Origin of the sequence: Pseudomonas sp. PvP025 (assembly GCF_017832155.1) — a bacterium.
Classification (GTDB): Bacteria; Pseudomonadota; Gammaproteobacteria; order Pseudomonadales; family Pseudomonadaceae; genus Aquipseudomonas.
In genome coordinates, this window is sequence record NZ_JAFIBJ010000001.1 from 34,691 (window position 1) to 49,048 (window position 14,358).

Annotated in this window: 10 protein-coding genes; 9 read left to right on the top strand and 1 reads right to left on the bottom strand. The window is 61.2% G+C overall.

The genetic code is table 11. The features are described from left to right. Positions 1 to 10: 10 nt before the first annotated feature. Positions 11 to 1,342 carry a TRZ/ATZ family hydrolase gene (locus JOE32_RS00190; RefSeq protein ID WP_209980361.1) on the bottom strand — a complete coding sequence of 444 codons (1,332 nt, stop codon included), beginning with the start codon at positions 1,340 to 1,342 and terminating at the stop codon, positions 11 to 13. Positions 1,343 to 1,452: 110 nt separating this feature from the next. Between JOE32_RS00190 and mtnA the strand changes: the two genes are divergently transcribed. From mtnA to JOE32_RS00235, 9 genes are all read left to right on the top strand, one after another. Continuing rightward, a complete protein-coding gene (mtnA, locus tag JOE32_RS00195) occupies positions 1,453 to 2,523 on the top strand; it encodes an S-methyl-5-thioribose-1-phosphate isomerase (protein WP_209980363.1) in 1,071 nt (356 codons plus the stop codon). A 426-nt stretch (positions 2,524 to 2,949) separates the two neighbouring features. Further along, complete coding sequence (gene gyrA / locus JOE32_RS00200; RefSeq protein WP_209980365.1) at positions 2,950 to 5,604, top strand: DNA gyrase subunit A; 2,655 nt, start codon at positions 2,950 to 2,952, stop codon at positions 5,602 to 5,604. A 245-nt stretch (positions 5,605 to 5,849) separates the two neighbouring features. Then, the gene (gene serC, locus JOE32_RS00205; RefSeq protein WP_209980367.1) at positions 5,850 to 6,935 is read left to right on the top strand and encodes a 3-phosphoserine/phosphohydroxythreonine transaminase; all 1,086 of its coding nucleotides are present in this window, start codon (positions 5,850 to 5,852) and stop codon (positions 6,933 to 6,935) included. Beyond that, entirely contained in the window at positions 6,935 to 8,029 is a 1,095-nt protein-coding gene (gene pheA / locus JOE32_RS00210) for a prephenate dehydratase (RefSeq protein ID WP_057009614.1), read from the top strand. Before serC ends, pheA begins: the two co-directional genes overlap by 1 nt. 9 nt (positions 8,030 to 8,038) lie before the next feature. Then, entirely contained in the window at positions 8,039 to 9,151 is a 1,113-nt protein-coding gene (gene hisC, locus JOE32_RS00215; RefSeq protein WP_209980369.1) for a histidinol-phosphate transaminase, read from the top strand. A gap of 28 nt (positions 9,152 to 9,179) precedes the next feature. Next, positions 9,180 to 11,390 carry a bifunctional prephenate dehydrogenase/3-phosphoshikimate 1-carboxyvinyltransferase gene (locus JOE32_RS00220; RefSeq protein ID WP_245229124.1) on the top strand — a complete coding sequence of 737 codons (2,211 nt, stop codon included), beginning with the start codon at positions 9,180 to 9,182 and terminating at the stop codon, positions 11,388 to 11,390. Continuing rightward, entirely contained in the window at positions 11,387 to 12,076 is a 690-nt protein-coding gene (gene cmk / locus JOE32_RS00225) for a (d)CMP kinase (RefSeq protein ID WP_012722932.1), read from the top strand. The genes JOE32_RS00220 and cmk overlap by 4 nt, the downstream gene beginning before the upstream one ends. 119 nt (positions 12,077 to 12,195) lie before the next feature. Next, entirely contained in the window at positions 12,196 to 13,887 is a 1,692-nt protein-coding gene (rpsA, locus tag JOE32_RS00230; protein WP_003235361.1) for a 30S ribosomal protein S1, read from the top strand. Positions 13,888 to 14,047: 160 nt separating this feature from the next. Beyond that, the gene (locus tag JOE32_RS00235) at positions 14,048 to 14,332 is read left to right on the top strand and encodes a hypothetical protein (RefSeq protein ID WP_209980374.1); all 285 of its coding nucleotides are present in this window, start codon (positions 14,048 to 14,050) and stop codon (positions 14,330 to 14,332) included. Positions 14,333 to 14,358: the final 26 nt, after the last annotated feature.

The window sequence follows — 14,358 nt, forward strand, 5'->3', positions numbered from 1 at the left end:
AGCCCCTTCGTTATTCGTTATGCCCGCTGATGCGTTGGCCCCAGGCGATGGCCTTGGCGGTCAACTGTTGTTCATCCATGCGGGTCAGTTGCCGGTTGTCGAGCAACTGCTTGCCGGCGACCCACAGGTGTTTCACGCACTCGCGCCCGGTGGCATAGATAAGTTGTGAGACCGGGTCAAAGATCGGTTGTTGCGCCAGGCCTGAAAGATCGAAGGCGACCATGTCGGCGGCCTTGCCTACTTCCAGTGAGCCGATCTGGCTTTCCAGGCCCATGGCCCGCGCGCCGTTGAGGGTGGCCATGCGCAAGGCGCGGTGGGCGTCCAGCGCGGTGGCCGAGCCGGCCACGGCTTTGGCCAGCAGCGCGGCGGTGCGGGTTTCGCCGAGCAGGTCCAGGTCATTGTTGCTGGCCGCGCCGTCGGTGCCGATGGCCACATTGACCCCGGCCTGCCACAGGCGCTCCACCGGGCAAAAGCCGCTGGCCAGTTTCAGGTTGGATTCGGGGCAATGGATGAGGCTGGTGTTGCTCTCGACCAGCAAGGCCAGGTCGTCCTCGCTGATCTGCGTCATGTGCACGGCCTGGAAGCGCGGACCAAGCAAACCGAGACGGCCCAGGCGCGCCAATGGCCGCTCGCCGGTCTGTTCGACGGCCTGCTGCACCTCGAAGGCGGTTTCGTGCACGTGCATCTGGATGACGGCGTCGAGCTCTTCGGCGATGACCCGGACCTTTTCCAGGTTGGCGTCGCACACCGTGTAGGGGGCGTGGGGGCCGAAGGCGATCTTGATGCGTGGGTGGTGCTTGAGGTCGCCGAACAGTTCGATGCCCTGGCGGATCGCCTCGTCGGCGCTGCTGGCGCCGGGGATCGGGAAGTCGAGGATCGGGATCGCGATCTGCGCGCGCATGCCACTGTTGTGCACGCAGTCGCTGGCGACCTTGGGGTGGAAGTACATGTCGGCAAAGCAGGTGATGCCGCCCATGAGCTGCTCGGCGATCGCCAGATCGGTGCCGTCGCGTACGAAGGCTTCATCGACCCACTTGGCCTCGGCGGGCCAGATGTGTTTTTCCAGCCAGGTCATCAGCGGCAGGTCGTCGGCCAGGCCGCGAAACAGGCTCATCGCCGCGTGCCCGTGGGCGTTGATCAGGCCGGGACTGAGCAGCATGCCCGGCAGCTCGCGCACTTCGTTGGCCGCCAGCTTCAACGCGGCCGCCCGTGGCCCGATAAACGCAATGCAGCCATCGCGAATGCCCAGCGCATGCTCCTTGAGCACCACACCGGCGGGTTCGACAGGTACCAGCCAGGTCGGCAGCAGCAATAAGTCGAGCGGGGCGGCAGTGGCGGTCATCGCAGGCTTCTTCCCTGGCAGCTATAAAAAGAAGGGCGAAGTATACCCGAGCGTCCTGGCTGGCGGATCGCTATAATCGGCGGCTTTTGTTCATGAGTGCGGGGTTAGGGATGCGCGACCGACTGTTGGCTGCGGAGAAAGTGAAGGCCATCGAGTGGCGGGATGGCGCACTGTACCTGCTCGATCAGCGTACCTTGCCGGCCCGCCAGAGCTGGGTGGCCTGCTCGACAGCGGAGGAAGTGGCCACGGCCATTCGCGCGAGGGTGGTGCGCGGGGCATCGGCCATCGGCATCAGCGCCGCCTACGGTCTGGTGCTGGCCGCCCGTGCGCGTATCACCGAAGGCGATGACTGGCAGGCGGCGTGGGAGGAAGACTACGCGCTGCTGGCCGATACCCGTCCGACCGCCGCCAACCTGTTCTGGGCACTCAAGCGCATGCGCGACCGCCTGGACCGCCTCAAGAAGCACGCCGACCCCCTGGCGGCGCTGGAAGCCGAAGCGATCACGATCCATGAGAGCGACCGCGAAGCCAATGTCGTCATGGCCCAATTGGGCATGGAGCGGATTCGCAAGCATCAGGGCAATGTCCAGGCGATCCTCACCCATGGCAACGCTGGCGCCCTGGCGACGGGCGGCGTCGGCACGGCACTCGGTGTGATTCGCGCGGCCTTTTTGGAGGGCCTGGTCGAGCAGGTTTATGCCAATGAGACCCGCCCCTGGCTGCAAGGCTCGCGACTGACCGCCTGGGAGCTGGCCGGCGACGGGGTCCCGGTCACGGTGAATGCCGACTCTGCCGGCGCACATATCCTCAAGACCAAGGGTGTGACCTGGGTGGTCGTCGGCGCCGACTGCATTGCGGCCAATGGTGATGTGATCAGCACCATTGGCACCTACCAGTTGGCCGTGTGCGCCATGCACCATGGCGTGCGCTTTATGGTGGTGGCGCCGAGTTCGACGGTCGACTTGATGATGGCCACCGGCGAGGAGGTGGCGCTGGAAGAGCGCGATGTCGAGGAGTTGCTGGACATTGGCGGCCAGCGCCTGGAGGTGCCGGCGTTGAATCCGGCGTTCGACGTGACGCCGGCTGACCTGATTGATGTGATCGTCACTGAAAAAGGTGTTGTGGAGCGGCCGGATACGGCGAAGCTGGCCAGGCTGATGTGCCGCAAACGACTGCATTGAAGGCTGTGGTGTCTGTGTCATTGCTATCGGGGGCAAGCCCCCCTGCCACATGTTTGACTGTGTTCACCCTTCAAGTGTGGGAGGGGGCTTGCCCCCGATTGGCCCTCAAAGTCAATAAAACTCCCGGATTCACCCTCAAAAAACACCACCACCCCACCTCTGAGCCCCTCTCGTCCCCCTCAAGCCTGTCACCGGTCAAATTACTGGCCTCCATGCGCATGAGGGGGATAGGTGCGTGGCGGCGATTGTGATAACATCCGGCGGTTTCCAGGGCCACCCAAAGGGGTTGCCTGTAACGTGCAGATCCGTGTCATAACTCGTTGATTTGTCGTAAGTCGTTGTCAGGCACCCTGCCGGCAGCGGCGAGCTTCGTTCATCCCGAATGGATGTGACGAGGTTTCACCCGAAAAAGGAATCAGGCTTCTCATGGGCGAACTGGCCAAAGAAATCCTCCCGGTCAATATCGAAGACGAGCTGAAACAGTCCTACCTTGACTACGCAATGAGCGTAATCGTGGGTCGGGCACTGCCTGATGCGCGCGATGGCTTGAAGCCCGTGCACCGGCGTGTGCTGTTCGCGATGAGCGAGCTGGGTAACGACTGGAACAAGCCGTACAAGAAATCTGCCCGTGTTGTCGGTGACGTGATCGGTAAGTATCACCCGCACGGCGACACTGCGGTGTACGACACCATTGTTCGGATGGCCCAGCCATTTTCCCTGCGCTACCTGCTGGTAGACGGCCAGGGCAACTTCGGTTCGGTCGACGGCGACAACGCCGCGGCCATGCGATACACCGAAGTGCGCATGACCAAGCTGGCGCACGAGTTGCTGGCCGACCTGCACAAGGAAACCGTGGACTGGGTGCCGAACTACGACGGCACCGAAATGATCCCGGCCGTCATGCCGACCCGTATTCCCAACCTGCTGGTCAACGGTTCCAGCGGTATTGCCGTGGGCATGGCCACCAACATTCCGCCGCACAACCTCGGTGAAGTCATCGACGGTTGCCTGGCCCTCATCGACAACCCCGAGCTGACCGTCGATGAGCTGATGCAATACATCCCCGGTCCGGACTTCCCGACCGCCGCGATCATCAACGGTCGTGCCGGCATCATCGAAGCCTATCGCACCGGTCGCGGCCGCATTTACATGCGCGCCCGCTCGATCATCGAAGACATTGACAAGGTCGGTGGCCGCCAGCAGATCGTTATCACCGAACTGCCGTACCAGCTCAACAAGGCGCGTCTGATCGAGAAGATCGCCGAGCTGGTTAAAGAGAAGAAACTGGAAGGCATCACCGAGCTGCGCGACGAGTCCGACAAAGACGGTATGCGCGTGGTGATCGAGCTGCGTCGTGGCGAAGTGCCTGAGGTGATCCTCAACAACCTCTACGCCCAGACCCAGCTGCAAAGCGTGTTTGGTATCAACGTGGTTGCACTGATCGACGGCCGCCCACGCATCCTGAACCTCAAGGATTTGTTGGAAGCCTTCGTGCGTCACCGTCGCGAAGTGGTCACCCGCCGTACCGTGTTCGAACTGCGCAAGGCCCGCGAGCGCGGCCACATCCTGGAAGGCCAGGCGGTTGCCCTGTCGAACATCGACCCGGTCATCGCGCTGATCAAGGCTTCGCCGACGCCGTCGGAAGCCAAGGAAGCGCTGATCAAGATGCCGTGGGAATCCAGCGCCGTTGTGGCAATGGTTGAGCGCGCCGGTGCCGACTCCTGTCGTCCGGAGACCCTGGATCCGCAATACGGTCTGCGTGATGGCAAGTACTTCCTGTCGCCGGAACAGGCCCAGGCCATCCTGGAACTGCGTCTGCACCGTCTGACCGGCCTGGAACACGAGAAACTGCTGGCCGAGTACCAGGAGATTCTCAACCAGATCGGCGAGCTGATCCGCATCCTCAACAGCGCCGTGCGCTTGATGGAAGTGATCCGCGAAGAGCTGGAAGTGATCCGCGCCGAATACGGTGACGTGCGCCGCACCGAAATCCTCGATGCCCGCCTCGACCTGACCCTGGGCGACATGATTCCGGAAGAAGACCGCGTGGTGACCATCTCCCACGGCGGCTATGCCAAGACCCAGCCGCTGGCGGCATACCAGGCCCAGCGTCGTGGCGGTAAAGGCAAATCGGCTACCGGCGTGAAGGATGAGGACTACATCGCTCATCTGTTGGTCGCCAACAGTCACACCACGCTGCTGCTGTTCTCCAGCAAGGGCAAGGTGTACTGGCTCAAAACCTACGAAATCCCCGAGGCGTCCCGCGCCGCCCGTGGTCGTCCGCTGGTCAACCTGCTGCCCCTGGACAGTGATGAATACATCACCACCATGCTGCCGGTCGACGAGTACACCGAAGGTCACTTCATCTTCATGGCGACTGCCAAAGGCACCGTCAAGAAGACCCCGCTGGAATCCTTCAGCCGTCAGCGCAGCGTGGGCCTGATCGCCCTGGAGCTGGATGAAGGTGACGTATTGATCTCGGCCGCCATTACCGATGGCGCGCGTGAAGTGATGCTGTTCTCCGATGGCGGCAAGGTCACGCGCTTCAAGGAATCCGACGTGCGTGCCATGGGCCGTACGGCCCGTGGTGTACGCGGCATGCGTCTGCCGGAAGGGCAGAAGCTGATTTCGATGCTGATCCCGGAAGAAGGCAGCCAGATCCTCACCGCTTCGGCGCGTGGTTACGGCAAGCGCACAGCCATCAGCGAGTTCCCCGAGTACAAGCGTGGCGGCCAGGGCGTGATCGCTATGGTCAGCAACGACCGCAACGGCCGTCTGGTCGGCGCGGTGCAGGTGCTCGACGGCGAGGAAATCATGCTGATTTCCGATCAGGGCACGCTGGTGCGTACCCGTGTGGCCGAAGTCTCGAGCCTGGGCCGTAACACTCAGGGCGTCACCCTGATCAAGCTGGCCAAGGACGAGAAGCTGGTAGGCCTTGAGCGTGTGCAGGAGCCTTCGGAAATTGAAGGTGAAGAGCTGGAAGGCGAAGAATTTGACGGTGAGGTGATCGCAACCGGCGATGACAACATCGACGAGCCCACCCTCGATGCTGCCGCAGACGAAGAAGAACCGCAGGAATAAGCGGACACACAGGGGGCGGATGAAGATTCGCCCCCTTGTTGTTTGTGTCCCCTTTGAAATACCTATCCTTGGTCTGGCACCGATCCCTGTGGGAGCTGGCTTGCCTGCGATAGCATCACCGCGGTATCACTGGAACCACCGCAGTGCCTGTATCGCAGGCAAGCCCGCTCCCACCAGGGTTCGCTCCAGCGAAAGGTTGTTGCCGAACATGATTGCAGCCCCACCAGATCAGAGTGAGATTGGATGTGAGCAAGAGAGCCTATAACTTCTGTGCCGGTCCCGCGGCGCTTCCTGAAGCAGTCCTGCAGCGCGCGCAGGGTGAACTCCTCGACTGGCATGGAAAAGGCCTCTCCGTGATGGAAATGAGCCATCGCAGCGATGAGTTCGTCTCCATCGCCACCAAGGCCGAGCAGGACCTGCGCGACCTGCTGGGCATCCCTTCAAACTACAAGGTGCTGTTCCTGCAAGGCGGTGCCAGTCAGCAGTTCGCCCAGATCCCGCTGAACCTGCTGCCCGAAGGCGGCACGGCCGACTACATCGACACCGGCATCTGGGGGCAGAAGGCGATTGAGGAGGCCTCCCGTTACGGCAACGTCAATGTTGCAGGCACCGCCAAGCCCTACGACTACTTCGCCATTCCCGGTCAGAACGAATGGAAGCTGACGAAGGATGCGGCCTACGTGCACTACGTGGCGAACGAAACCATCGGTGGCCTGCAATTCGACTGGGTGCCTGAAGTGGGCGACGTCCCGCTGGTGTGTGACATGTCCTCGGACATTCTTTCGCGCCCGATCGATGTGTCGCGCTACGGCATGATCTACGCCGGTGCACAGAAGAACATCGGCCCGAGCGGCATCCTGGTCAACATCATCCGTGAAGACCTGCTGGGCCGCGCCCGTGCGGTGTGCCCGACGATGCTCAACTACAAGGTCGCAGCCGACAACGGCTCGATGTACAACACCCCGCCGGCATTCGCCTGGTACCTCTCGGGCCTGGTGTTCGAGTGGCTGAAAGAGCAGGGCGGTGTCGCTGCCATGGGCAAGCTCAACGAAGAGAAGAAGCGCGTCCTGTACGACTTCATCGACGCCAGCGGCCTCTACAGCAACCCGATCAACCTCGGCAACCGCTCGTGGATGAACGTACCGTTCCGCCTGGCTGACGACCGCCTGGACAAACCATTCCTGGCCGGTGCCGACGCGCGCGGCCTGCTGAATCTCAAGGGCCACCGCTCGGTGGGTGGCATGCGCGCCTCCATCTACAACGCTGTGGACATCCACGCGATCAACGCGCTGGTTGCCTACATGGCAGAGTTCGAAAAGGAACACGGCTAATGTCTGAGCAAGAACTCAAGGCCCTGCGGGTCCGCATCGATAGCCTGGACGAGAAAGTCCTGGAACTGATCAGTGAGCGTGCGCGCTGCGCCCAGGAAGTGGCGCGGGTGAAGATGGCTGAACTGGCCGAAGGCGAGGTGCCGGTGTTCTATCGGCCCGAGCGTGAAGCGGCGGTGCTCAAGCGTGTGATGGAGCGCAACAGGGGCCCATTGGGCAACGAAGAGATGGCGCGGTTGTTCCGCGAAATCATGTCCTCGTGCCTGGCCCTCGAGCAGCCGCTGAAAGTGGCTTACCTCGGCCCTGAAGGCACGTTCACCCAGGCGGCGGCCATGAAGCATTTCGGCCACGCCGTGATCAGCAAGCCGATGGCGGCCATCGATGAAGTGTTCCGTGAAGTGGCGGCCGGTGCGGTGAATTTTGGCGTGGTGCCGGTGGAAAACTCCACTGAAGGCGCGGTCAATCACACCCTCGACAGCTTCCTCGAGCACGACATGGTGATCTGCGGCGAAGTCGAGCTGCGCATTCACCATCACCTGCTGGTGGGCGAAAACACCAAGACCGACAGCATCAGCCGTATCTACTCTCACGCTCAGTCCCTGGCCCAGTGCCGCAAGTGGCTGGATGCCCATTACCCGAATGTCGAGCGCGTGGCAGTGTCGAGCAACGCCGAGGCCGCCAAGCGGGTCAAGGGTGAGTGGAATTCGGCGGCGATCGCCGGTGACATGGCTGCGGGCCTTTACGGGCTGACGCGCCTGGCCGAAAAGATCGAGGACCGTCCGGACAACTCCACGCGGTTCCTGATGATCGGCAGTCAGGAAGTGCCGCCGACCGGCGACGACAAGACTTCGATCATCGTGTCCATGAGCAACAAGCCAGGCGCCCTGCATGAACTGCTGGTGCCGTTCCACGACAACGGGATTGACCTGACGCGCATCGAGACGCGTCCTTCGCGCAGCGGTAAATGGACCTATGTGTTCTTTATCGACTTCATCGGCCATCACCGCGACCCGCTGGTCAAGGGCGTGCTCGAGAAGATCAGTCAGGAAGCGGTAGCACTCAAGGTGCTCGGCTCTTACCCGAAAGCGGTTTTGTGAGGCTTTGACATGAGTGGCAACTTCCTCGCCCTGGCGCAGCCGGGCGTGCAACAACTCTCGCCGTACGTGCCGGGCAAGCCTGTGGACGAACTGGCGCGTGAGTTGAACCTGGACCCTTCGAAGATCGTCAAGCTGGCGAGTAACGAAAACCCGCTGGGCCCGAGCCCCAAGGTGCTGGCGGCGATTCGTGAAGAGCTGGCCGAGTTGACCCGTTATCCGGATGGCAACGGCTTTGCGCTGAAGTCGCTGCTGGCGCAAAACTGCGCTGTGGAACTTAACCAGGTGACCCTGGGCAACGGCTCCAACGACATTCTTGAGCTGGTCGGTCGTGCCTACCTGGCGCCCGGCCTGAATGCGGTGTTCAGCGAGCATGCGTTTGCGGTCTACCCCATCGTGACCCAGGCCGTTGGCGCCGATGCGCGGATAATTCCGGCCAGGGACTGGGGCCATGACCTGCCGGCGATGCTGGCGGCCATCGACGCGCAGACACGCGTGGTGTTTATCGCCAACCCGAACAACCCCACCGGCACCTGGTTTGATGCCCAAGCGTTGAACGACTTCCTGCAAGACGTGCCCGAGCACGTGCTGGTGGTGCTCGACGAAGCCTATATCGAGTACGCTGAAGGCGGCGAGTTGCCAAACGGCCTCGACTTCCTGGCGACCTACCCGAACCTGCTGGTGTCGCGCACCTTCTCCAAGGCCTATGGCCTGGCGTCGTTGCGCGTTGGCTACGGCCTGTCGACGGCGGTGGTTGCGGATGTGCTGAACCGCGTGCGCCAGCCCTTCAACGTCAACAGCCTCGCCCTCGCGGCAGCCTGCGCGGCGGTTAAGGACACCGAGTACCTGGAGGAAGGCCGTCGCATCAATGAACGCGGCATGCTGCAACTGCAGCAAGGTTTCCGTGAATTGGGCCTGGGCTGGATTCCGTCCAAGGGCAATTTCATCTGCGTCGACCTCGGCCAGGTGGCCGCCCCGGTATTCCAGGGCCTGCTGCGCGAAGGCGTGATCGTGCGCCCGGTGGCCAACTACGGCATGCCGAACCACCTGCGTATCACCATAGGCCTGCCGGCCGAGAACAGCCGCTTCCTTGAGGCACTGGCCAAGGTTCTCGCTCGTGGTTGATGTCACTGCATTGCAACCTGCTGTGCCTATGATCGGTCGCCTGGTGGTGGTCGGCCTGGGGTTGATCGGTGGCTCCTTCGCCAAAGGCCTGCGTGAAAGCGGGCTGTGTGGCGAAGTGGTCGGTGTGGACCTGGACCCGCAATCGCGCACGCTGGCGGTTGAGCTGGGCGTGGTCGACCGCTGTGAAGCGGACCTGGCCCTGGCTTGCCAGGGCGCGGATGTGATCCAGCTGGCGGTGCCGATCCTCGCGATGGAAAAGCTGCTTGGGGTATTGGCCGGCATGGACCTGGGCCAGGCGATTCTCACCGACGTCGGCAGTGCCAAAGGCAATGTGGTGCGCGCGGCGCAACAGGCGTTTGGCGGCATGCCGGCGCGTTTTGTGCCGGGCCACCCGATTGCCGGCTCCGAGCAGAGCGGGGTGGAAGCCTCGAATGCGCAGTTGTTTCGTCGGCACAAAGTGATTCTGACGCCGCTGGTGCAAACCGATCCGGCGGCGCTGGCCGTGGTTGATCGTCTGTGGCGCGAACTGGGGGCGGATGTCGAGCATATGCAGGTCGAGCGTCACGACGAAGTGCTGGCGGCGACCAGCCACCTGCCGCATCTGCTGGCGTTTGGTCTGGTGGATTCGCTGGCCAAACGCAACGAAAACCTGGAGATCTTCCGCTACGCCGCTGGCGGCTTCCGTGATTTCACGCGGATTGCCGGCAGCGACCCGGTGATGTGGCACGACATCTTTCTCGCCAATCGCGAAGCGGTGTTGCGCACCCTGGATACCTTCCGCAGCGACCTCGACGCCTTGCGCGACGCGGTCGATGCCGGAGATGGTCATCAGTTACTGGGCGTGTTCACGCGTGCGCGGGTGGCGCGTGAGCACTTCAGCAAGATCCTGGCGCGCCGGGCCTATATGGAAACCGCTGTGAGCGCTGATGAGGTGGTCTTCGTGGCCAGCCCGGGTGGTCGCTTGAGTGGGCGCATCCGTGTGCCGGGCGACAAGTCGATCTCCCATCGCTCGATCATGCTGGGCTCGTTGGCCGAGGGGGTCACCGAAGTGGAAGGTTTCCTGGAGGGCGAGGATGCCCTGGCGACCTTGCAGGCGTTTCGTGACATGGGCGTCGTGATCGAAGGTCCGCACCATGGGCGCGTAACGATCCATGGCGTCGGTCTGCAGGGGCTGAAGGCGCCACCGGGGCCGATCTACCTCGGCAACTCCGGCACCTCGATGCGCCTGCTCGCCGGGTTGCTCGCGGCGCAGCGCTTTGACAGCGTATTGACCGGCGACGCCTCGCTGTCCCGGCGCCCGATGAATCGTGTGGTCCAGCCGCTGCGGGAAATGGGCGCGGTGATCGAGACGGGGCCTGAAGGGCGTCCGCCGTTGAGCATTCGTGGTGGTCAGTCGTTGAAAGGGTTGAATTACACGTTGCCGATGGCCAGTGCCCAGGTCAAATCCAGTCTGCTGCTGGCGGGGTTGTACGCCGAAGGCAAGACCGCTGTGACCGAGCCTGCGCCGACCCGTGATCATACCGAGCGCCTGTTGCGCGGGTTTGGTTGCCCGGTGGTGGTGGAGGGCGCGACCGCTTCGGTGGAGTCGGGCCATGTGCTCAGCGCAGCGCCTATAGATGTGCCCGGGGATATCTCCTCGGCGGCGTTTTTCCTGGTGGCAGCTTCGCTTGCCGACGAGGCCGAGCTGCTGCTGGAGCATGTCGGCATTAACCCGACGCGCACCGGCGTGATTGATATCCTGCGATTGATGGGCGCTGATATCAGCCTGGAAAACCAGCGTGAGGTGGGCGGTGAGCCTGTCGCGGATCTGCGCGTGCGTTCGGCTGCATTGAAGGGGATCGAAATTCCCGAGGCGCTGGTTCCGTTGGCGATTGATGAGTTTCCGGTGTTGTTTGTCGCGGCAGCCTGCGCTGAAGGTAGAACGGTGCTGCGCGGTGCTCAGGAGCTGCGCGTGAAGGAATCCGACCGCATTCAGGTTATGGCCGATGGTCTGCTGATGCTCGGGGTGAAGTGTGAACCTACCGCCGATGGGATTATCATCGACGGCGGCCCGTTAAGCGGCGGCGAGGTGCAGGCCCATGCAGACCACCGGATTGCCATGGCCTTCAGCGTGGCTGGCCTGCGAGCGGCGGCGCCGATTCGTATCCATGACTGTGCCAATGTAGCGACGTCTTTTCCGAATTTTCTTACCCTGTGTGCCCACGTCGGCATGCGTGTTGCCCAAGAGGCTCAATTGTGAATATCAAAGCACCGGTGATTACCATCGACGGGCCAAGCGGCTCGGGCAAAGGCACTATCGCCGGCATCCTGGCCAAGCGCCTGGGCTGGTGCCTGCTGGACTCCGGCGCGCTGTATCGCCTGCTGGCGTTTGCCGCACGCAACCATGGCGTCGACCTTACCAACGAAGAATCCCTGAAACTGCTGGCGGCACATCTTGACGTGCAGTTCGTCGGCGCGACCGAAGGGCATCCGCAGCGCATCATCCTTGAAGGTGATGATGTGACCGATGACCTGCGTAACGAGCAGGTTGGCTCATGGGCGTCCCAGGTCGCCGCGCTGCCGGCGGTGCGTGATGCGTTGCTGCAGCGTCAGCGTGCATTCCAGGAGCCGCCAGGCCTGGTAGCGGATGGCCGCGACATGGGCACCGTGGTGTTTCCTGAGGCGCCGCTGAAGATTTTCCTGACCGCCAGTGCCGAGGAGCGTGCGCGCCGCCGTTACTTGCAGTTGAAGGGCAAAGTCGATGGTGTTAGTCTGTCGAGTCTGCTAGATGAGATCCGTGCACGCGATGAGCGTGATACCCAGCGTGCGGTAGCCCCGCTCAAGCCGGCGGCTGACGCCATACAGCTGGATTCCACGGAGCTGTCCATCGAGCAGGTGCTGGAACGCATCATGAGTGAGATCGCCATTCGCGATATCGCCGGGTGACCAAGAAGGCTGCAGGGGACCAGTCAAAGTCCTGCGGTGCTTCTTCTAAATGAAACTGACCCATACCGTCTGGGGTGTGGAGATGGGCGTATTCTTCGCCCTTATCAACAGGAATTAAAATGAGCGAAAGCTTTGCGGAACTCTTTGAAGAAAGCCTAAAAACCCTGAACCTTCAGGCAGGCTCCATCATCACCGGTGTTATCGTTGATATCGATTACCAAGCTCGCTGGGTAACCGTTCACGCTGGTCTGAAGTCTGAAGCTCTGATCCCGCTGGAACAGTTCTACAACGATGCTGGCGAGCTGAACATCAACGTCGGTGACGAAGTTCACGTTGCTCTGGACTCGGTTGAAGACGGTTTCGGTGAAACCAAGCTGTCCCGTGAAAAAGCCAAGCGCGCTGAATGCTGGATTGTTCTCGAAGCAGCCTTCGCAGCTGAAGAAGTGGTCAAGGGCGTTATCAACGGTAAGGTTAAAGGCGGCTTCACTGTCGACGTTAACGGCATCCGTGCGTTCCTGCCAGGTTCTTTGGTCGACGTTCGTCCAGTGCGCGACACCACGCACCTGGAAGGCAAGGAACTCGAATTCAAGGTCATCAAGCTCGACCAGAAGCGCAACAACGTTGTCGTTTCCCGTCGTAGCGTCCTGGAAGCAGAGAACTCCGCCGAGCGTGAAGCTCTGCTGGAATCCCTGCAGGAAGGCCAACAAGTCAAAGGTATCGTCAAGAACCTCACCGATTACGGCGCATTCGTCGATCTGGGTGGCGTCGATGGCCTGCTGCACATTACCGACATGGCCTGGAAGCGTATCAAGCATCCTTCCGAAATCGTCAACGTTGGCGACGAGATCGATGTCAAGGTTCTGAAATACGATCGCGAACGCAACCGTGTTTCCCTGGGCCTGAAGCAACTGGGTGAAGATCCATGGGTTGCTATCAAAGCGCGTTACCCGGAAAGCACCCGCGTGACCGCGCGTGTAACCAACCTGACCGACTACGGCTGCTTCGCTGAGCTGGAAGAAGGCGTGGAAGGCCTGGTACACGTTTCCGAAATGGACTGGACCAACAAGAACATCCACCCTTCGAAAGTCGTACAAGTCGGCGACGAAGTGGAAGTTATGGTTCTGGACATCGACGAAGAGCGTCGTCGTATCTCCCTGGGTATCAAGCAGTGCAAATCCAACCCATGGGAAGATTTCTCCGGCCAGTTCAACAAGGGCGATAAGATCTCCGGCACCATCAAGTCGATCACCGATTTCGGTATCTTCATTGGTCTGGACGGCGGCATCGACGGCCTGGTTCACCTGTCCGACATCTCCTGGAACGAAGTCGGCGAAGAAGCTGTTCGTCGTTTCAAGAAGGGCGACGAGCTGGACACCGTTATCCTGTCGGTTGACCCAGAGCGCGAGCGCATCTCCCTGGGTATCAAGCAACTGGAAAGCGATCCGTTCTCTGAATTCGTTCAGGACAACGACAAAGGCGCAATCGTTAAAGGCATCGTGAAAGAAGTTGACGCTAAAGGCGCCATCATCACGTTGGCCGACGATATCGAAGCGACTCTGAAAGCCTCCGAAATCAGCCGTGACCGCGTTGAAGACGCGCGCAACGTTCTGAAAGAAGGCCAGGAAGTAGAAGCCAAGATCATCAGCGTTGACCGCAAGAGCCGTGTAATCCAGCTCTCCATCAAGTCGAAAGACGATGCTGAAGAGAAAGAAGCCATCCAAAGCTTGAAAGACAAGCCTTCGGATAGCATCGCTGCTGGTCCTACCACTCTGGGCGACCTGTTGCGTGCACAAATGGAAAAACAGAACTAAGTTCTGTCAGACCATAGAAAAAGGGCGACTTCGGTCGCCCTTTTTTGTGCCTGAAATTCGTTGAATCATCCTTGTAGAGCTCTGGTCTACAGGTCGGTGTCAGAACTGACTATAGTCATTGTAAAAGCGCTCTCGGCGTTTTGTTTCAATAAGGGTTTGAATGAACAGGCTTATTTTGGTGCTCGTATTGGTGATGCTGTCAGGCTGTTCCGTCACCAGCGCAAAAACGCACGTCAAGCGCGGTGTGAGTGGGGTAGAGATCGACTGCTCGGGCCTTGGCGGTAATTGGGAGAAGTGTGAGAAGCGCGCTGCTCGCGAATGCAAGATGCAGGGCTATAAGGTGATCACGCGGTCCAGCGACGCGAAGGATGAAGAGGGCGATTACTTGTTTGGTTGGAATCCTGCCGGCGCAGTCACTCGAACGATGTTGGTCATCTGTAAATGACCCACGGCGGTGCCCATCAGGCAGCG

Excerpts from the sequence above, each read along its gene's own strand:
- JOE32_RS00190 (WP_209980361.1), bottom strand. The coding sequence starts at position 1,342 with ATGACCGCCACTGCCGCCCCGCTCGACTTATTGCTGCTGCCGACCTGG.
- mtnA (WP_209980363.1), top strand. The coding sequence starts at position 1,453 with ATGCGCGACCGACTGTTGGCTGCGGAGAAAGTGAAGGCCATCGAGTGG.
- gyrA (WP_209980365.1), top strand. The coding sequence starts at position 2,950 with ATGGGCGAACTGGCCAAAGAAATCCTCCCGGTCAATATCGAAGACGAG.
- pheA (WP_057009614.1), top strand. The coding sequence starts at position 6,935 with ATGTCTGAGCAAGAACTCAAGGCCCTGCGGGTCCGCATCGATAGCCTG.
- hisC (WP_209980369.1), top strand. The coding sequence starts at position 8,039 with ATGAGTGGCAACTTCCTCGCCCTGGCGCAGCCGGGCGTGCAACAACTC.
- JOE32_RS00220 (WP_245229124.1), top strand. The coding sequence starts at position 9,180 with ATGATCGGTCGCCTGGTGGTGGTCGGCCTGGGGTTGATCGGTGGCTCC.
- rpsA (WP_003235361.1), top strand. The coding sequence starts at position 12,196 with ATGAGCGAAAGCTTTGCGGAACTCTTTGAAGAAAGCCTAAAAACCCTG.
- JOE32_RS00235 (WP_209980374.1), top strand. The coding sequence starts at position 14,048 with ATGAACAGGCTTATTTTGGTGCTCGTATTGGTGATGCTGTCAGGCTGT.